Consider the following 18,400-nt stretch of genomic DNA (forward strand, 5'->3'; position numbering starts at 1 on the left):
ATGTTGCACGAACTCGCGCTCTGGCTCAGTCAGGATATCCGCGGCTTCAATGTCTTCGGCTACATCACGCTGCGCACGGTACTGGCGGCATTGACCGCGCTCGTGCTTTCCCTGATGGCGGGGCCGGGCGTGATCCGCTGGCTGGCAGCGAAGAAGATCGGTCAAGCGGTGCGGGACGATGGTCCCAAGTCTCACCTGACCAAAACCGGCACGCCGACAATGGGCGGCGCCCTCATCCTGCTGTCGATCGCGATTACTGTCTTTCTTTGGGGCGATCTCAGCAATGGCTACATCTGGGTGACGCTGTTCGTGACGCTCGGCTTTGGCGCCGTGGGCTGGGTGGATGACTGGCGCAAGGTGGTGCACCGTGACCCCAAGGGGCTGGCGAGTCGCTGGAAGTACCTTTGGACCTCGCTGATTGCGCTGGCTGCGGCGATCTTTCTCGGTGTGACCGCGAGCACGCCGGCCGAAACCGAACTGATCGTTCCCTTCTTCAAGGCCGTGACGTATCCGCTGGGCATCTTCGGCTTCATCGCGCTGACCTATTTCGTCATCAATGGCACCAGCCACGCGGTCAACCTGACCGACGGCCTCGACGGCCTCGCAATCATGCCGACGGTGATGGTGGCCGGCGCACTCGCAATCTTTGCCTATGTTGCCGGGCATGTCGGCTTCTCGAAGTATCTCGGTGTGCCCTATGTCGCCGGTGCAGGCGAGCTCGCGGTGTTCTGCGGCGCGATCTGCGGTGCCGGGCTCGGCTTCCTGTGGTTCAACGCCTATCCGGCCGAAGTGTTCATGGGCGACGTCGGTGCGCTGGCGCTGGGCGCGGCGCTCGGGACCATCGCCGTCATCGTGCGTCAGGAAATCGTGCTCTTCATCATGGGCGGGCTGTTCGTTGCTGAAACCCTGTCGGTGATGGTGCAGGTGCTGTACTTCAAGATCAGCGGTGGCAAGCGGATCTTCCGCATGGCGCCGCTGCATCACCACTACGAGCTGGGTGGATGGAAGGAAACGCAGGTGGTGGTCCGCTTCTGGATCATCACCATCATGCTGGTGCTGTTTGGTTTGTCGACACTGAAACTGAGATGAGCACGTTCGCAGGTAAGCACGTTCTGGTACTCGGGCTGGGCGAATCCGGCCTCGCGATGGCACGCTGGTGCGGGCGCCAGGGCGCACGCCTGCGCGTTGCCGACAGCCGCGAGCGACCGCCTGGCCTTGATGCCTTGCTGCAGGACGTGCCGCTGGCCGAGATCGTCACCGCGACATTTGGTAACGAAGTGCTCGACGGTGTCGATCTGCTCGCGATCAGTCCCGGGCTCGACCCGCGCGAGGGAGTCATTGCCGAAGCCTACCGGCGCGGCCTGCCTGTCACTGGCGAGATGAGCCTGCTCGCTGCTGCCTTGCGCGACCTCGGGGTGAGGGGCGAGACCCGCATCCTTGCCATTACCGGGACCAATGGCAAAACCACCACGACTGCACTCACTGCCGCGCTTGCAGCGGCTTCGGGCATGGATGCCGTCGCAGCGGGCAACATCAGTCCGGCTGCGCTCGATGTCCTGATGGACCGTCTCGACCGTGGCGAAGATCTGCCTGCATGCTGGGTGCTCGAACTGTCGAGCTTCCAGATCGAGACCATGGAGGGGCTCGAACCGGATGCGGCGACCGTGCTCAATGTGACCGATGACCATCTCGACCGCTACGCAGACCTCGACGCCTACGCCGAAACCAAGGCGAGAATCTTCGAGGGCAAGGGTGTCCAGGTGCTCAACCGGGACGACGAACGCGTGCTGGCGATGGCACGTGCTGGCCGACGGGTGATTGGTTTTTCGACTGCTGCGCCCCAGTCCGCCGACGATTACGGTCTGCTCGAGCAGGCCGGCGAATGTTGGCTCGTACGCGGTGACGAGCGTCTTCTGCCCCTGGCTTCGCTCCCGATTGCAGGCCGTCACAATGCGGCCAATGCGCTCGCCGCGCTGGCCTTGTGCGAGGCGGGCCTCGGGCTCGCTCCTGAGGCGCTGCTGCCCGCACTGCGCGCCTTCCGCGGCCTGCCGCACCGGGTTGAACTGGTCGCCGAACGCGAGGACGGCGTGCGTTTCTATGATGACTCCAAGGGCACCAACGTTGGTGCCACGGTTGCCGCCCTCGACGGTCTCGCCGGCAGGGTCGTGCTGATCGCCGGCGGTGACGGCAAGGGGCAGGACTTTTCGCCGCTCGCTGATCCGTTTGCGCGTCATGTCCGCGCTGCCGTGCTGATTGGACGTGACGCAGTACGCATCGAGAGCGACGTTGCCGGATGCGGCGTGGCGCTCGAGCATGCCGCCAGCCTCGATGCGGCGGTCGAGCGTGCGGCGCAACTGGCGCAGCCCGGTGATGTCGTGCTGCTCTCGCCTGCCTGCTCCAGCCTCGACATGTTCCGCAACTACGCGCATCGCGCCGACGTTTTCGTCGCTGCCGTGCGCAGACTGCCGGGGGTCAGCGCACGATGAAGATTGCCGCCGCACTCGCCGGAATGTTCGCATCCCGCACGCCGCGCACCAGCAGTGCAGGGGCGCGCACGGTTGCGCGCATGATGCGGCCGTCGGCGCCGGCACGCGAGCTTGACCTGCTGCTGATCTGGTCCGCTGTCGGCTTGCTGCTGCTCGGCCTGGTCATGGTGTATTCATCCTCGATCGCGATTGCCGAGGGCAGCCGGTTTACCGGCAATCAGTCGCATTACTTCCTGATGCGCCATGCGGTCTTCCTTGCGGTCGGCGTCGGTGTCGGACTGGTGGCGTTTCAGTTGCCGATGACGCAGTGGCAGCGGCTTGCGCCCGCCCTGTTCGTCGGTGGCGTCGTGCTGTTGATCGTGGTCTTGATCCCGGGGCTTGGGCGTGAGGTCAATGGCGCGCAGCGCTGGCTGTCGCTTGGGCCGGTGAATCTGCAGCCCTCAGAGCTGATGAAGGTGTTTGCCGCGATCTATGCCGCGGACTACACGGTGCGCAAGCTCGACGCCATGGGCAGCTTCAAGCGCGGCTTCCTGCCGATGATGATGGTCATCCTGTTCGTCGGTTTCCTGCTGCTGCGCGAGCCCGACTTCGGCGCCTTCGTGGTGATCACCGCGATTGCATTCGGTGTGCTCTTCCTCGGCGGGGTGAATATTCGTGTGTTCGCGCTGCTTGGCGTCGTGGCACTGATCGGTTTCGTGATCCTGATCTGGACTTCACCCTATCGGCGTGAGCGCATTTTCGGCTTCATGGACCCATGGCAGGACGCGTTCGGCAAGGGCTATCAACTTTCGCATGCGCTGATCGCCTTCGGGCGCGGCGAATGGTTCGGCGTCGGTCTCGGCGCGAGCGTCGAGAAACTCTTCTACCTGCCCGAAGCACATACCGACTTCCTGCTCTCCGTGATTGCCGAAGAGCTCGGATTTGTCGGCGTCGTCGTGGTCGTCGGCATGTTTGCGGTTCTGATTCAGCGTGCTTTCGTCATCGGTCGCGAAGCGATCAAGCTCGAACGCTATTTCTCCGGACTGGTGGCGCAGGGCATTGGCCTGTGGATGGGCGTTCAGTCGTTCATCAACATGGGTGTGAACACGGGGCTGCTGCCGACCAAGGGGCTGACCCTGCCGCTGATGAGCTTCGGTGGTTCGGGCATCGTAGCCAACTGCCTGGCGCTCGCCATTCTGCTTCGGGTCGACTGGGAAGTCAGGCAAATGAAACGGGGGGGCGGGTCATGAAAACCCTGTTGATGATGGCAGGCGGCACGGGCGGACATATTTTTCCCGGGGTGGCGGTGGCCGAGGCGCTGAAAGCGAAGGGCTGGCGCATCGTATGGATGGGTAATCCTGACGGTATGGAGGCCCGCATCGTGCCGACCTACGGCTACGACACGGCCTGGGTCCGTTTTGGTGCGCTGCGCGGCAAGGGGCTGATGCGCAAGCTGATGCTGCCGCTTAACCTGCTGTCGGGATTCTGGCAGGCGCTGCGCGAATTGCGCCGCGTCCGGCCCGACGTCGTAGTCGGCATGGGCGGCTACATCACTTTTCCCGGCGGCATGATGGCGGTGCTGCTCGGACGGCCGCTGGTACTCCACGAACAGAACTCGGTGGCAGGTCTTGCAAACCGGGTGCTGGCAATGGTCGCAGACAAGGTGCTGTCAGGCTTTCCGCATGCCCTCAAGAAGGCCGGCTGGGTCGGCAACCCCGTACGTACGGAGATCAGCGCGGTCGCGCCGCCTGCCGAGCGCTTTGCCGGACGCGAAGGGGCGCTGCGCCTGCTGGTGGTCGGCGGCAGCCTCGGCGCTGCCGTGCTCAACGAGACGCTGCCGCAGGCCCTTGCCCGGATTCCCGCCGCAGTCCGGCCCACCGTGGTGCACCAGGCGGGTGAAAAGCAGCTCGAGGCCTTGCGTGCCGCCTATGCGGGCGCAGGCGTCGAAGGTGATCTGCGTCCATTCATTCAGGACATGGCCGAGGAATATGCTGCCGCCGACCTGGTCATCTGCCGCTCGGGTGCGCTCACCGTGGCCGAACTTGCTGCGGTCGGGGCGGCGAGCCTGCTTGTGCCCTTTCCGCACGCGGTCGATGACCACCAGACCGGCAATGCAGGATTCCTCGCCGAGAACGGCGCGGCCTACCTGCTGCCGCAAACTGAACTCAACGCCGAACGACTGGCCGGCATTCTCGTCAGTCTTGATCGAACGCGCCTGCTGCAGATGGCGGAATATGCCCGGGCGCTGGCCAAGCCGCGCGCCACCGAGGCGGTAGTCCGTATCTGCGAGGAACTGGCAGGCGGAGAAGAAAAATGAAGCACAAGGTAAAGAACATTCATTTCGTCGGCATTGGCGGCTCGGGCATGAGCGGCATTGCCGAAGTGCTGGTTAACCTCGGGTTCCGGGTCAGCGGCTCGGATCTGAGCGAAAGCGCCGCCACCCGCCGCCTGAAGGCCGCGGGGGCCCGCGTCGTGCTCGGTCACGACGCGGCCAATGTCGAGGTGGCCGATGCGGTGGTCGTGTCCACTGCGGTCAAGAACGACAATCCGGAAGTGATCGCTGCGCGTGCGCGCCACATTCCGGTCGTGCCGCGTGCCCAGATGCTGGCGGAACTGATGCGGCTCAAGAGCGGCATTGCGATTGCGGGTACGCATGGCAAGACCACGACGACCTCGCTGGTTGCCAGCATTCTTGCCGAAGGCGAGATGGATCCGACCTTCGTCATCGGCGGTCGCCTCAACGCTGCAGGTGCCAATGCACGACTGGGCAAGGGTGACTTTCTCGTGGCCGAGGCCGACGAGTCGGACGCGTCCTTCCTGATGCTGAGTCCGGTGATCTCGGTGGTGACCAACATCGATGCCGATCACATGGATACCTACGGCCATGACTTCGCCCGCCTGAAGCAGGCCTTCGTGGATTTTCTCCAGCGCCTGCCCTTCTACGGCGTGGCTGTGCTGTGCGAGGACGACCCACACGTGCGCTCGATCATGCCGCTGGTTTCGAAGCAGGTGGTGCGCTACGGTCTGTCGGAGACGGCCAACATCCGCGCCGAAAACATCCGCGCCGAGAACGGACGGATGCTGTTCGACGCGGTTCGGGTCAACGGCACGACTTCGCGCCTGCCGATCGAGCTCAATCTGCCGGGTTTGCACAACGTGCTCAACGCGCTTGCCGCGATTGCGGTTGCAACCGAAGTGCAGGTGCCGGACGCGTCCATCATCAAGGCGCTTTCTGAGTTTCGTGGCGTCGGGCGCCGTTTTCAGCGCTACGGCGAAGTCGCGCTCGCAAGCGGCGGCAGCTTCACGCTCATCGACGACTACGGCCACCACCCGGTCGAGATGGCTGCAACCATTGCTGCGGCACGTGGTGCGTTTCCCGACCGGCGCCTGGTGCTGGCGTTCCAGCCTCATCGCTTTACCCGCACCCGCGACTGTTTCGAGGATTTCGTGAAGGTGCTATCGACGGTCGATGCGCTCCTGTTGAGCGAAGTCTATGCGGCGGGCGAAGCGCCGGTCGTGGCTGCCGACGGGCGTAGTCTGGCCCGTGCCCTGCGTGTGGCCGGAAAAGTGGAGCCGGTGTTCATCGAGGATATCGCCGACATGCCGCAGGCCATGCTCGATCTGGCGCAGGACGGCGATGTGGTGATCACCATGGGTGCCGGCAGCATCGGTGCCGTACCCGGCAAGCTTTGCAACAGCGAGGATCAGTCGTGAAGGCGCGCTTCGGAAAGGTTGCAGTCCTGTTCGGCGGTTCGTCCGCCGAGCGCGAGGTTTCGCTGATGTCGGGCGCAGCCGTGCTTGCAGCGCTGCAGGCCGCCGGGGTCGATGCGCACGCTTTTGACCCGGCCGAGCGCGATCTGCACATCCTCAAGGAAGAAGGCTTCGACCGCGTGTTCATCGCCCTGCACGGACGCGGGGGCGAGGATGGCACGGTTCAGGGCGCGCTCGAACTCATGGGCATCCCCTACACCGGCAGCGGCGTCATGGCATCCGCGATCTCGATGGACAAGTGGCGCACCAAGATGGTGTGGCTGGCCGCCGGCCTGCCCACCCCGCGCTACGCGATTCTCGATGCAGATACCGACTGGTCGGCGGTGGTCGCCGACCTGGGGCTGCCGATCTTCGTCAAGCCGGCGCATGAGGGGTCGAGCATGGGCGCCACCAAGGTGGTTGCAGCCGATCAGCTCAAGGCCGCCTGGGAGCTGGCCGCGCGCTACGACAACCTGGTGATCGCGGAAGAGTTCGTTTCCGGCGAGGAACTGACCGCGCCCTTCCTCGAGGATCGCGTCCTGCCGCTGGTGCGCATCGTTGCGCCCGACGGCAACTACGACTATCAGAACAAGTATTTTACCGACGTCACCCGCTACGACTGCCCCTGCGGCCTGCCCGAAGCCGAGGAGCAGGCACTCCAGGCGCTGGTGATGAAGAGCGCCCGCGTGCTCGGCTGTCGTGGCTGGGGCCGGGCCGACCTCATCCTGACCGAAGACGGCAAGCCCTTCCTGCTCGAAATGAATACCTCGCCCGGCATGACGGGGCACTCGCTGGTGCCGATGTCGGCCCGTGTCGCGGGCCTTTCCTTCGAGGCTCTGTGCCTTGAACTGCTGAAGGGAGCCCGCCTTGGCTGAAGCGCGCATGCGATCCGCTGCAGCACCTGCCCGCAAGGCCGGGCAGCGGACCAACGCGCGCGACGACAGGGGCTTGTGGAATCGTCCGGCATTGCTCGACCTGCTTTCCGACCTGTTGATGCTGTTCGCAGCCATCGGTCTGGGCTGGGCCCTGGTGACATGGTTTCTGTCGCGGCCGCTGTTTCCGCTGCGTGAACTGGTGGTGCTGACCCCGCCGGGACAGGTGACCGAAGCGCAGCTGCAATACGTGGCGCGCACGGCCATTCGCGGCAACTTCTTCACCATCGAGCTCGATTCGGTGCGTTCGGCGTTTGAAAAGCTGCCCTGGGTGCGGCGTGCCGAAGTGCGCCGGCGCTGGCCCGATGGCATCGAGCTGCGCCTTGAAGAGCACCAGGCGGTTGCGTACTGGACGTCGACCGAAAGCGGTGACACGCGTCTGGTCAACCGTCAGGGTGAGGTGTTTACCGCATCGAGCGATGCCCGCATGCCCGCGTTCTCGGGCCCGCAAGGTTCGGCTGCGACGCTGCTGGCGCGCTACGAGACCTACTCCGGCATGCTGAAGCCGATGGGCGCGTCGCTGAAGGGGTTGATGCTGTCGGCGCGTGAGGCATGGCAGCTCAAGCTTGATAACGGCGTGCTCATCGTGCTCGGGCGCGAACAGGAGCGCGCACCGCTCGAGGCCAGGCTGAAGCGCTTTGTCGCCGCCTGGCCCGAAGTGCGGGACTCCATTGGATTACAGGTCGCCGTGGCGGATCTCCGCTACCCGGGCGGTTTTGCATTGACTCCCATTGATGCCGTGCCGGTCGGCCGGAACCAGGCAACGAAAGGCAAGAAATGAGCAAGGACTTCAAAGAACTGATCGTCGGTCTCGATATCGGCACCTCCAAGATCACCTGCATGGTGGCCGAGGTGCGCCCAGACGGACGGCTCAACGTCGTCGGCCTCGGCACGCAGCCGACCAACGGCCTCAAGCGCGGCGTGGTGGTCAATATCGAAGCCACCGTCGATGCGATCTCCCGGGTGATCCAGGAGGTCGAGCTGATGGCTGAGTGCAAGATCCACGACCTCTACACCGGTATCGCCGGGAGCCATATCAAGAGCTTCAACTCCAATGGCATGGTCGCGATCAAGGACAAGGAAGTGACGCCGATGGATGTGGAGCGGGTGATCGAGGTCGCACGTGCGATGCCGATTCCGGCCGAACAGCAGATCCTGCATATCCTCACCCAGGAATTCATCATCGACGGCCAGGGTGGTGTGCGCGAGCCGATCGGCATGAGCGGGGTCAAGCTCGAGGTCAAGGTGCATATCGTCACCGGTGCCGTGTCCGCCGCGCAGAACGTCGTCAAGTGCGTACGTCGCTGTGGGCTCGAGGTCATGGACCTCATCCTGCAGCCCCTGGCGTCGAGCTACGCGGTGCTGACCGAGGATGAGAAGGAACTCGGCGTGTGCATGGTCGATATCGGCGGTGGTACGACCGACATCGCCGTATTTACCCAGGGTGCGATCCGCCATACGGCGGTGATTCCCGTCGCGGGCGACCAGATCACCAACGACATCGCAATGGCGCTGCGTACGCCGACTTCGGAGGCCGAGGAAATCAAGATCCGCCACGGGGTGGCGATGCACACCCTCGCTGACCCGGAGGAAATGATCGAAGTGCCCGGTGTGGGTGATCGTCCGCCGCGCCCGCTGTCGCGTCAGCGTCTGGCAGACGTGATCGAGCCCCGGGTGTCCGAACTCTTCGAACTCGTGCAGGCAGAGCTGCGCCGCAGCGGCTACGAAGAGCTGCTGTCGTCGGGCATCGTCCTCACCGGTGGTTCGGCCGTCATGGATGGCATGGTCGAGCTGGGCGAGGATGTATTCCACATGCCGGTGAGGGTCGGCGCGCCGCAGTACGACGGCGGTCTGGCGGACGTGGTGTGTCAGCCACGTTATGCAGCTGCGATGGGGCTGGTAATCGAAGGCGCAGCGCAGCGCAGGAGAGGTTTGCAGGCGCGCGATACGCGCGGCGTGAAACAGTTTTTCGGACGCATGAAGTCATGGTTCGAGCGGAATTTCTGACCGGCTGCAGGTGCAGTCAGTCATTTTGAATGAGTGTCTGTTTTGATACCTAGATTTAGTATTACACTTTACGGTTAATACTAAATGCGGGTTAAACGGACGTTCTGAGTGCAGCAGGGCCGTTTATCAAGGAGGCGAGGCAAATGTTTGAAATCATTGAGAAAGAGCCGGTTGGGACGATCATCAAGGTGGTCGGTGTGGGTGGCGCTGGCGGTAACGCGGTCGACCACATGATCCGTGAAGGTGTGAAGGGGGTGGATTTCATCTCCGCAAACACCGATGCGCAGGCGCTGTCGCGCTGTTTGGCACCGACCAAGATCCAGCTCGGTGTCACCGGTCTGGGCGCAGGATCCAAGCCTGAAGCCGGGCGCGCTGCCGCACAGGAATCGCGTGAAGCAATCGCCGCCGCACTGGAAGGTGCGCACATGTGCTTCATCACTGGCGGCATGGGTGGTGGTACGGGTACCGGCGCTGCGCCTGTCGTGGCTGAGATCGCCAAGGAAATGGGCATCCTGGCCGTTGCCGTGGTGACCAAACCCTTCGATTTCGAAAACCGCATTCGCGTGGCCGAGAGCGGTGTCGAGGAGCTGACCCGCCATGTGGATTCGCTGATCGTCGTACTCAACGACAAGCTGCTCGACGTCTTCGGTGACGACGCCGGCTTCGAAGAGTGCTTCCGCTCGGCTGACAACGTGCTGCGTTCGGCTGTTGGCGGTATCGCCGAGATCATCAACGTGCCTGGCCTGGTCAACGTCGACTTCCAGGACGTACGCACCGCGATGGCCGAGATGGGCCGTGCGATGATGGGTTCCGCAGAAGCCGCCGGGATGGATCGTGCGCGAATTGCGGCCGAACAGGCTGCCGTGTCGCCGCTGCTTGAAGGTACGGAGCTGTCGGGTGCGCGTTGCGTGCTGATCAACATCACCGCCAGCAAGTCGCTCAAGATGTCCGAAGTGCGCGATGCGGTGAAAACGGTCCAGGCCTTTGCCGCGCCGGAAGCCTTCGTCAAGTACGGAACCGTGTTCGAAGAGACCATGGAAGACCGCATCCGCATTACCGTGGTCGCCACCGGTCTTGGTACGCCGCGTGCTACCGCACGTCAGCCGGTGATGCAGGTGGTGCAGGGTACGGGTACGTATGGCCCGTCCAGCGGTGTCGACATGAACAATCTCGACGTACCAGCCGTGATGCGCAGTGGCCGTCGTACGACCGTTGATGCGATGAGCAACAACGGTGTCGGCACCTACGACATCCCGGCCTTCCTGCGTCGCCAGGCAGACTGATCCCGCTTCCTGCGGGCCCGCACGGGCACTCACGCGCGAACCGCCGCCTCCGGTTCGGGCGCGGGTGCCCGTCTCTTTTGGTGCACTGCAACTAAGATTTTGGGGCGTGCTAAACTGCGGGTGTGAAACGGGAATGAAATACATGATCAGGCAGCGAACTCTCAAATCGATCGTCAAGGCAACCGGCGTCGGCCTCCACGGCGGACGCAAGGTCAATCTGGTGCTGCGCCCTGCAGCGCCGGACACCGGTATCGTCTTTCATCGCGTCGATCTGAACCCGCCGCTCGATCTGCCTGCCGATCCCTATGCCGTGTGCGACACCCGGATGTGTTCCGGGCTGGAGCAGGGCGGCGAGAAAGTGGGTACGGTCGAACACCTGATGTCGGCGCTGGCCGGCCTCGGAATCGATAACCTGCATGTCGATGTCGATGCGCCCGAGATTCCGATTCTCGATGGCAGTTCGGGGCCTTTCGTGTTCCTGCTGCAGTCGGCAGGCATCGAGGAGCAGGCTGCACCCAAGAAATTCATGCGGGTGAAAAAGGCCGTGGAGTATCGCGAAGGCGACAAATGGGTGCGCCTCGAGCCCTACGATGGCTTCAAGCTGCAATTCTCCATTGTGTTCAACCACCCGGCGATCGACAGCACGTCGACTTCGGTGAATATCGACTTTGCCGAGCATTCCTACATTCGCGATGTCGCGCGGGCGCGTACCTTCGGTTTCATGCAGGATGTCGAATTCATGCGGGCAAATGGCCTGGCACTTGGCGGCAGCCTGGACAACGCCATCGTGATGGACGAGTACCGCGTGCTCAATGCCGAAGGGCTGCGCTACGCCGACGAGTTCGTCAAGCACAAGGTCCTCGACGCCATTGGCGACCTCTATTTGTGTGGTCATCCGCTGCTGGCGGCCTATTCGGCGCACAAGGCCGGGCATGCACTGAACAACCAGGTGCTGCGCGTTCTGCTCGAAGACGCGTCGGCGTGGGAAATCGTGACCTTCGAAAAAGTGGCCGCAGCACCCGCGGCGGTCGTGCATCAGTTTGCCGATGCCGCGCTGGTGAGCTGAGTCGCCGCGATGCTTGTGCTGCGCATCGTCGGTTTGCTGCTGGTGCTCGGGATCGCCGGCTCCATCCTGCTGTGGCTGCTTACCGGCAATCGCCGCTATCGGCAGTGGGCATGGAAGATCTTTCGTGCCGGCCTGGTCGTGCTCTTCGTCTTTCTGTCCCTGTTTGCCCTCGAGCGCCTTCTGGCGCCGATGATCTGACGCTGTCAGCTTTCCCTGCTGAGGCGCGCAAGCCGTTCGAGCGCATCGCGCAGCGGTGAGTCTTCGGGCAGCGTCGCAGCAAATTCCCGCAACTGAGTCTTGGCCGCCGGCGACACCGTGCGCACGGTCGGTGCGCGTTGCACGACGGTCTCCTCGGGTGTGGATACCTTGATCCTGATCGACTGCAGCGGGTAGCCCGCGTGCAGGAAGTGATCCATCAGGGAAGGGGTCATCTGCTTGAGTCGCACTGCGAGGGCGCTGCCGCGGGTGGCAATCACCAGCACGTCATCCTTCAGATTGACCACGCTGCAGGCTTTTGCGAACTGGGCGGGCAGGCCGCCGTCGAGGACGGTCTGCAAGCGGCGCAGCCGGGCTGCATGGTCCTGCAGGCGGGCAAGTGCGTTGCCGGCGCCAAGGTAGCGTTGCAGGAGCTTGCTCATGAGTTTTGGGTCGCTTAATGAGGGAGAAATATGGGAGGACAGTCCGACATGATAAACTCGCCGCTTTGCCGAATCGACGTCGACCCCATCTCATGTTCTCCGGCCTTCTCAAGAAATTATTCGGTACACGTAACGACCGTCTGATCCGCCAGTATTCGCAGACCGTTCGTCGGATCAATGCTCTGGAGCCCGAGATCTCGGCGCTTTCGGACGAAGCACTCAAAGGCAAGACTGCCGAGTTCAGGCAGCGCGTTGCAAACGGCGAAACGCTCGACGCACTGCTTCCCGAGGCTTTCGCCGTGGTGCGCGAAGCGGGCAAGCGGGTGCACGGCATGCGCCACTTCGACGTGCAGCTCATTGGCGGCATGGTGCTGCACGACGGCAGGATTGCCGAAATGCGTACCGGCGAGGGCAAGACTCTGGTCGCCACGCTGCCGGCCTACCTGAATGCGCTCGCCGACAAGGGCGTGCACGTCATCACCGTCAACGATTACCTGGCCAGCCGCGACGCCGACTGGATGGGCCGGATCTTCGGTTTCCTCGGGCTGACCACTGGCTGCAACCTGTCGCGCATGTCGCACCAGGAAAAGCAGGCGGCCTATGCGTCCGATATTACCTACGGCACCAATAACGAATTCGGGTTCGACTACCTGCGCGACAACATGGTGTACAACACCGGCGAACGTGTTCAGCGCAAACTGAACTTCGCCATTGTCGACGAAGTGGACTCCATCCTCATCGACGAAGCGCGCACGCCGCTGATCATCTCCGGCCAGGCCGAAGATCACACCGAGCTGTACCTGAAGATGAACCAGGTTGCGCCGCTGCTGAAAAAGCAGGAAGGCGAAGGCGACGATGTGACCGTGCCGGGCGACTACACGGTCGACCTCAAGGCCCATCAGGTGCTGTTGACCGAGCAGGGGCACGAGACGGCCGAGCAGCTGCTGGTGCGCACGGGCCTGCTTCCGGAAGGCAGCGGCCTCTATGAGCCGGGCAACATCCTGCTGGTGCACCATCTCTACGCCTCGCTGCGTGCCCACGCGCTGTATCACAAGGATCAGCACTACGTCGTCCAGAACGGCGAAGTGGTCATCGTCGACGAGTTCACCGGGCGCCTGATGGCGGGCCGGCGCTGGTCCGACGGTCTGCACCAGGCCGTCGAGGCTAAGGAAGGCGCGCGCATCCAGGCCGAGAACCAGACCCTGGCCTCGATCACCTTCCAGAACTACTTCCGCATGTACGGCAAGCTCGCCGGCATGACGGGTACGGCCGACACCGAAGCCTTCGAATTCCACTCCATCTACGGTCTCGAGACGGTCGTCATTCCGACCAATCGCCCGGCCGCACGGCGCGACGAGAACGACAAGGTTTATCGCACCGCCAAGGAAAAGTGGGATGCGGTGATCGCCGATATCGAAGGCTGCGTCACTCGCGGGCAACCGGTGCTGGTGGGTACGACCTCGATCGAGACCAACGAGTACCTGTCCGGCCTGCTGAACAAGGCCAAGATTGCGCATCAGCTGCTCAATGCCAAGCAGCACGACAGCGAAGCCCAGATCGTCGCTCAGGCCGGCCGTCCCGGTGTGGTGACGATTGCCACCAACATGGCCGGTCGCGGTACCGACATCGTGCTGGGTGGCAATATCGAGAAGCCGGTGTCCTTGCTGCGTGAAGACGAGAGCATTCCGGAAAGCGAGAAGGAGGGCCGCATCGCCACCTTGCGTGCGGAGTGGCAGAAGGTGCATGAGCAGGTCTGTGCCGCGGGCGGTCTTCACATCATCGGTACCGAGCGCCACGAGTCGCGTCGTATCGACAATCAGCTGCGCGGCCGTTCGGGCCGTCAGGGCGACCCGGGTTCGAGCCGTTTCTACCTCTCGCTTGAAGATCCGCTGATGAAGATCTTCGCCGGCGAGCGCCTGAACGCGATCATGGTCCGCCTGAAGATGCCTGAAGGCGAGGCCATCGAGCATGCGATGGTCACCCGCTCGCTGGAGTCTGCGCAGCGCAAGGTCGAGCAGCGCAACTTCGATATCCGCAAGCAGCTGCTCGAGTACGACGACGTCTCCAACGATCAGCGCAAGGTGATCTACCAGCAGCGCAACGAGCTGCTCGAGAGCGAGAGCATCTCCGACACGATCACCGCGATGCGCCAGGGCGTTGTGCATGACACCTTCCGCCTCTACGTGCCGCTGGACACCGTGGAAGAGCAGTGGGACGTGCCCGCACTGGAGCAGGCACTCGCGGCCGACTTCCAGCTCAAGCTGGACGTGGCAGAGTGGATCAAGGCCGAGCCGAGCCTGGACGACGATGCGATTCAGAAGCGCATTCTCGAAGCGGCTGAAGCCGCCTATGCCGCCAAGACCGCGACGGTCGATCCGGTGGCGTGGCAGCAGTTCGAGCGCAATGTGATGCTGCAAAGCCTCGATACCCACTGGCGGGAGCACCTTGCGGCGCTGGATCACCTGCGTCAGGGCATCCATCTGCGCGGTTACGCACAGAAGAACCCCAAGCAGGAATACAAGCGCGAAGCGTTCGAGCTGTTCGAGACCCTGCTCGATGCGGTCCGTGCCGATGTCAGCAAGCTGCTGATGACGGTGCAGATTCGTACCGAATCGCAGCTCGATGAGGCCGAACCGCAGTCAGACGTCGAGAACGTGCAGTATCACCACGCCGATTACGACGAGGCACTGGGCAAGGCCGCTGCGGGCGGCGATGCCGCGCAGCCGGCCACGGCCGGGCCCAAGGTCGGGCGCAACGATGCATGCCCCTGCGGATCGGGCAAGAAGTACAAACACTGTCACGGCAAGCTGAGCTGAGCCGGTCCAGGAGAACACCATGGCTGTAAATCTGACGACTCCGAACCCGGCTGAGCTGAACGCTGTCGCCGGCGTGCGTCTGGGTGTTGCCGAAGCGGGTATCCGCAAGGCCAACCGGCGCGACCTGACCGTGATCGAACTTGCACCGGGCAGCCGTGTTGCAGGCGTGTTCACGCTGAACCGTTTCTGCGCAGCGCCGGTCCAGCTGTGCAAGACGCATCTGCCGCTCGGCGACATTCGTGCATTGGTGATCAACACCGGTGTGGCCAATGCCGGTACCGGCGAGTCGGGCCTGGCCAACGCGCGCACGACGTGCGAAGCGGTGGCGGCGCGGCTGGATATCGGTGCGGAACAGGTGCTCCCGTTTTCGACCGGAGTCATTCTCGAGCCGCTGCCGGTTGACCGCCTCGTGGCAGGCCTGCCGAAGGCCGTGGCCGACCTTCGCGCAGACGGCTGGTTCGATGCCGCGCACGCCATCATGACCACCGACACCCTGGCGAAGGGCATCTCAAAGCAGGTTGTCGTGGGCGGGCGCACCATTACCCTCACCGGCATCAGCAAGGGCGCGGGCATGATCAAGCCCAATATGGCGACCATGCTCGGCTTTCTGGCCTGCGATGCTGCGATCAGTCAGCCGCTGCTGGAGACCGTGACGCGTGAAGCGGCGGATCTGTCCTTCAACAGCATCACCATCGATGGTGATACCTCGACCAACGACTCCTTCATCGTGATCGCGACGGGGCAGGCCGGTAACGCAGAGATCACCGACGCCAGTACGGCGGATTTCGCGGCACTGCGCGATGCAATCGTCGACGTGTCGATCCGGCTTGCGCAGGCCATCGTTCGCGACGGCGAGGGCGCGACCAAGTTCATGAGCATCGTCGTCGAAGGCGGCGCCAGCCGTGAAGAGTGCCGCAAGGTAGCCTATGCGGTGGGGCACTCGCCGCTGGTCAAGACCGCGTTCTTTGCGTCCGATCCCAACCTCGGGCGGATTCTAGCTGCGATCGGTTATGCGGGCATCGACGACCTCGATGTCTCCAGGCTTCGCGTCTGGCTCGGCAACACGGAAGAGTCCGTGCTGGTCGCCGAACACGGTGGCCGGGCTGAGAGCTATGTTGAAGAAGCCGGCACCCGGATCATGAAAGAAGCGGAACTGATCGTGCGCATCGATCTCGCCCGCGGTGATGCGGCTGCCACGGTGTGGACCTGCGATTTCTCCTACGACTACGTAAAGATCAACGCCGACTACCGCAGCTGATCCTGCCCTGATCGGCAGCACACAAACCGGACACCGCGTCGAGCGCGCTGTCCGGTTTTTTCATGTCTCATGGGCGTGCCGCCCATGGCGGACGTGAGAGCAGACTTCAGGCGCGCACGTTCGCACTCGCCGCCGCCTTGGTGCAGAATGCTGCGGTGCATGAAGCGCCTGCCGTGGTCCGTGCAGGCCGGGACAGCACGCCCCAGCAGCCTATTGCGCAGCGCGCGGAGATCGACGGTGTCGGCACAAGATCAGAGTCACCCTCCTGTAACTGCAAATCATGGGCCCAGAGCGGGTATCGCCGGTCTTGCAGTGTCGGCCATCGGCATCGTCTACGGTGACATCGGCACCAGCCCGCTCTATACGTTGAAGGAAGTCTTCAACGGCGAACATGCCGTGCCGGTGACGCCCGAAAACGTCTACGGCATTCTGTCTCTCGTGTTCTGGGCGCTGATGCTGGTGGTCTCGGCGAAGTACGTGCTTTTCATCATGCGTGCCGACAACGATGGCGAGGGCGGCATCATGGCGCTGACTTCGCTCGCGCTGCGTGCGGTGAAGCCGGGGCGCAAGGCATGGTGGCTGTCGGTGCTCGGGGTGTTCGGTGCCGCGCTGTTCTACGGCGACGGCATGATCACGCCGGCCATTTCAGTGCTCTCCGCAGTGGAGGGGCTGGAGATTGCCACGCCGGCGTTCCGCCCCTTCGTGCTCCCGATCGCACTCGTCCTGCTGATTGGGCTGTTCATGATGCAGCGCCGCGGAACCGGCAGCGTCGGGGCCATTTTCGGCCCGGTCATGCTGTGCTGGTTTGCGGTGCTGGCCGTGCTCGGCATCAACGGAATTCGTCTGCATCCAGAGATTCTCGGCGCCATCAGTCCGTGGTGGGCGGCGCACTTCTTCGCCACTCAGCCACTGATCGCGTGGCTCGCGCTGGGCGCGGTCGTGCTGGCGATTACCGGTGGTGAGGCCCTGTATGCCGACATGGGGCACTTCGGCCGCCGGCCGATAAAGTTGAGCTGGTTCTTTGTCGTCTTTCCCGCCCTGTACCTGAACTATCTGGGGCAGGGAGCGCTGATTCTCGATCATCCCGACAACGTCCGGAATCCCTTCTTTCTGCTGGTGCCCGATCAGCTGCTGTATCCGATGGTGGCGCTGTCTGCGCTGGCAACGATCATTGCCAGTCAGGCGGTGATCTCGGGGGCGTTCTCGCTCACCCGGCAGGCGATACAGCTTGGCTACGCGCCTCGGATGCTGATGGTGCACACCTCGGAGCGGGAGATCGGCCAGATCTACGTGCCGGGCATCAACTGGATGCTGCTCGGTGCGGTGATCGCCCTCGTGGTTGGCTTCCGCTCGTCGAGTGCGCTGGCGTCCGCCTACGGCATCGCGGTCACGCTGACGATGCTGATCGACACCATCCTGGCCTTCGTCGTCGTGCGCGCCCTGTGGCGATGGAACGTCGCGACATCGCTCGCCTTCATTGGCGTATTCATCACGGTCGACATCGCATTCTTCTCCGCCACCGCGGTCAAGATCGTCGCCGGTGGATGGTTTCCGCTGCTGATCGGCGCGCTGATCTTCGTCGTGCTCAGAACCTGGAAGCGCGGTCGTGCCGTGCTTGAGGAGCGCTCACGTGCGGATACGATGCGTCTGGAGATCTTCATTCCGTCCCTGTTCAACGACCCGCCGCCCAGGGTGCCAGGGACGGCCGTGTTTCTGACGCACTGGCTCGAGAGCGTGCCACGAACCCTGTTGCACAACCTCTATCACAACAAGGTCCTGCACGAGCGGGTGGTGCTGTTGAAAGTGGAAACCGCGGACACGCCGTGGGTGCCCGATGAGCGGCGCCTGGAGGTGGAGCAGCTCGATTACGGCTTCTGGCGCGTGCTGGTGCGCTACGGCTTCAAGGAGGAGCCGGACATTCCGGCGGCGCTGGCGCTGAGTGCTCAGCAGGGGCTCGAATTCGATCTGATGAGCACCTCGTTTTTCCTCGGGCACGAGAAACTCGTATCGCGCGCAAGTTCGGGCATGGCCGGATGGCGGGAGAAGCTGTTCATTGTGCTGTTTCGCAATGCCGGCAGTGCGGCCGATTATTTCGGCATTCCGCCCAACCGGGTGGTGGAGCTCGGGGCGCAGGTCGAGTTCTGAGCGTGCTGCGGTGGGGCGCGGTCGGACTGCGACGACGAGG

The 18,400-nt window shown here is 63.5% G+C and carries 15 protein-coding genes; 14 read left to right on the forward strand and 1 reads right to left on the reverse strand.

The features are described 5' to 3' along the window. The 11 genes from mraY to CEW87_RS10155 all read left to right on the forward strand — a co-directional run bounded on the left by mraY (position 1) and on the right by CEW87_RS10155 (position 11,701). Complete coding sequence (gene mraY, locus CEW87_RS10105) at positions 1 to 1,089, forward strand: phospho-N-acetylmuramoyl-pentapeptide-transferase (RefSeq protein WP_108972724.1); 1,089 nt, start codon at positions 1 to 3, stop codon at positions 1,087 to 1,089. Then, entirely contained in the window at positions 1,086 to 2,486 is a 1,401-nt protein-coding gene (gene murD / locus CEW87_RS10110; protein WP_108972726.1) for a UDP-N-acetylmuramoyl-L-alanine--D-glutamate ligase, read from the forward strand. Before mraY ends, murD begins: the two co-directional genes overlap by 4 nt. Then, entirely contained in the window at positions 2,483 to 3,715 is a 1,233-nt protein-coding gene (ftsW, locus tag CEW87_RS10115; protein WP_199917163.1) for a putative lipid II flippase FtsW, read from the forward strand. Before murD ends, ftsW begins: the two co-directional genes overlap by 4 nt. Beyond that, the gene (gene murG, locus CEW87_RS10120; protein WP_108972728.1) at positions 3,712 to 4,782 is read left to right on the forward strand and encodes an undecaprenyldiphospho-muramoylpentapeptide beta-N-acetylglucosaminyltransferase; all 1,071 of its coding nucleotides are present in this window, start codon (positions 3,712 to 3,714) and stop codon (positions 4,780 to 4,782) included. The genes ftsW and murG overlap by 4 nt, the downstream gene beginning before the upstream one ends. Beyond that, complete coding sequence (gene murC / locus CEW87_RS10125; RefSeq protein ID WP_108972730.1) at positions 4,779 to 6,179, forward strand: UDP-N-acetylmuramate--L-alanine ligase; 1,401 nt, start codon at positions 4,779 to 4,781, stop codon at positions 6,177 to 6,179. The genes murG and murC overlap by 4 nt, the downstream gene beginning before the upstream one ends. Next, positions 6,176 to 7,090, forward strand: a complete 915-nt coding sequence (locus CEW87_RS10130; protein ID WP_108972732.1) for a D-alanine--D-alanine ligase — start codon at positions 6,176 to 6,178, stop codon at positions 7,088 to 7,090. Before murC ends, CEW87_RS10130 begins: the two co-directional genes overlap by 4 nt. Next, positions 7,083 to 7,928: a cell division protein FtsQ/DivIB gene (locus CEW87_RS10135; RefSeq protein ID WP_420094133.1), complete on the forward strand. Its 846-nt coding sequence runs from the start codon at positions 7,083 to 7,085 to the stop codon at positions 7,926 to 7,928. The genes CEW87_RS10130 and CEW87_RS10135 overlap by 8 nt, the downstream gene beginning before the upstream one ends. Continuing rightward, a complete protein-coding gene (gene ftsA / locus CEW87_RS10140; protein ID WP_108972734.1) occupies positions 7,925 to 9,154 on the forward strand; it encodes a cell division protein FtsA in 1,230 nt (409 codons plus the stop codon). The genes CEW87_RS10135 and ftsA overlap by 4 nt, the downstream gene beginning before the upstream one ends. 143 nt (positions 9,155 to 9,297) lie before the next feature. Then, entirely contained in the window at positions 9,298 to 10,437 is a 1,140-nt protein-coding gene (ftsZ, locus tag CEW87_RS10145; protein ID WP_108972735.1) for a cell division protein FtsZ, read from the forward strand. Between the two features lie 142 nt (positions 10,438 to 10,579). Further along, entirely contained in the window at positions 10,580 to 11,503 is a 924-nt protein-coding gene (lpxC, locus tag CEW87_RS10150) for a UDP-3-O-acyl-N-acetylglucosamine deacetylase (protein ID WP_108972737.1), read from the forward strand. Positions 11,504 to 11,512: 9 nt separating this feature from the next. Further along, positions 11,513 to 11,701 carry a hypothetical protein gene (locus tag CEW87_RS10155; RefSeq protein ID WP_108972739.1) on the forward strand — a complete coding sequence of 63 codons (189 nt, stop codon included), beginning with the start codon at positions 11,513 to 11,515 and terminating at the stop codon, positions 11,699 to 11,701. A 5-nt stretch (positions 11,702 to 11,706) separates the two neighbouring features. Here CEW87_RS10155 and CEW87_RS10160 read toward each other — a convergent pair whose 3' ends face one another. Then, the gene (locus tag CEW87_RS10160; protein ID WP_108972741.1) at positions 11,707 to 12,141 is read right to left on the reverse strand and encodes a DciA family protein; all 435 of its coding nucleotides are present in this window, start codon (positions 12,139 to 12,141) and stop codon (positions 11,707 to 11,709) included. A 92-nt stretch (positions 12,142 to 12,233) separates the two neighbouring features. Here CEW87_RS10160 and secA point away from each other — a divergent pair, with 92 nt between their 5' ends. The 3 genes from secA (at position 12,234) to CEW87_RS10175 (ending at position 18,360) form a co-directional block, all read left to right on the forward strand. Further along, on the forward strand, positions 12,234 to 14,957 hold the full coding sequence (gene secA, locus CEW87_RS10165; RefSeq protein ID WP_108972742.1) for a preprotein translocase subunit SecA: 2,724 nt from the start codon (positions 12,234 to 12,236) through the stop codon (positions 14,955 to 14,957). A gap of 19 nt (positions 14,958 to 14,976) precedes the next feature. Next, positions 14,977 to 16,215, forward strand: a complete 1,239-nt coding sequence (gene argJ / locus CEW87_RS10170; protein ID WP_108972744.1) for a bifunctional glutamate N-acetyltransferase/amino-acid acetyltransferase ArgJ — start codon at positions 14,977 to 14,979, stop codon at positions 16,213 to 16,215. A gap of 159 nt (positions 16,216 to 16,374) precedes the next feature. After that, entirely contained in the window at positions 16,375 to 18,360 is a 1,986-nt protein-coding gene (locus tag CEW87_RS10175; protein WP_108972746.1) for a potassium transporter Kup, read from the forward strand. The last annotated feature ends 40 nt before the right edge of the window (positions 18,361 to 18,400 follow it).

Origin of the sequence: Parazoarcus communis (genome assembly GCF_003111665.1) — a bacterium.
GTDB lineage: Bacteria > Pseudomonadota > Gammaproteobacteria > Burkholderiales > Rhodocyclaceae > Parazoarcus > Parazoarcus communis_B.

Bases quoted from the DNA above. Each gene is read 5' to 3' on its own strand.
- mraY (WP_108972724.1), top strand. From the start codon at position 1: ATGTTGCACGAACTCGCGCTCTGGCTCAGTCAGGATATCCGCGGCTTC.
- murD (WP_108972726.1), top strand. From the start codon at position 1,086: ATGAGCACGTTCGCAGGTAAGCACGTTCTGGTACTCGGGCTGGGCGAA.
- ftsW (WP_199917163.1), top strand. From the start codon at position 2,483: ATGAAGATTGCCGCCGCACTCGCCGGAATGTTCGCATCCCGCACGCCG.
- murG (WP_108972728.1), top strand. From the start codon at position 3,712: ATGAAAACCCTGTTGATGATGGCAGGCGGCACGGGCGGACATATTTTT.
- murC (WP_108972730.1), top strand. From the start codon at position 4,779: ATGAAGCACAAGGTAAAGAACATTCATTTCGTCGGCATTGGCGGCTCG.
- ftsA (WP_108972734.1), top strand. From the start codon at position 7,925: ATGAGCAAGGACTTCAAAGAACTGATCGTCGGTCTCGATATCGGCACC.
- ftsZ (WP_108972735.1), top strand. From the start codon at position 9,298: ATGTTTGAAATCATTGAGAAAGAGCCGGTTGGGACGATCATCAAGGTG.
- lpxC (WP_108972737.1), top strand. From the start codon at position 10,580: ATGATCAGGCAGCGAACTCTCAAATCGATCGTCAAGGCAACCGGCGTC.
- CEW87_RS10155 (WP_108972739.1), top strand. From the start codon at position 11,513: ATGCTTGTGCTGCGCATCGTCGGTTTGCTGCTGGTGCTCGGGATCGCC.
- CEW87_RS10160 (WP_108972741.1), bottom strand. From the start codon at position 12,141: ATGAGCAAGCTCCTGCAACGCTACCTTGGCGCCGGCAACGCACTTGCC.
- secA (WP_108972742.1), top strand. From the start codon at position 12,234: ATGTTCTCCGGCCTTCTCAAGAAATTATTCGGTACACGTAACGACCGT.
- argJ (WP_108972744.1), top strand. From the start codon at position 14,977: ATGGCTGTAAATCTGACGACTCCGAACCCGGCTGAGCTGAACGCTGTC.
- CEW87_RS10175 (WP_108972746.1), top strand. From the start codon at position 16,375: ATGAAGCGCCTGCCGTGGTCCGTGCAGGCCGGGACAGCACGCCCCAGC.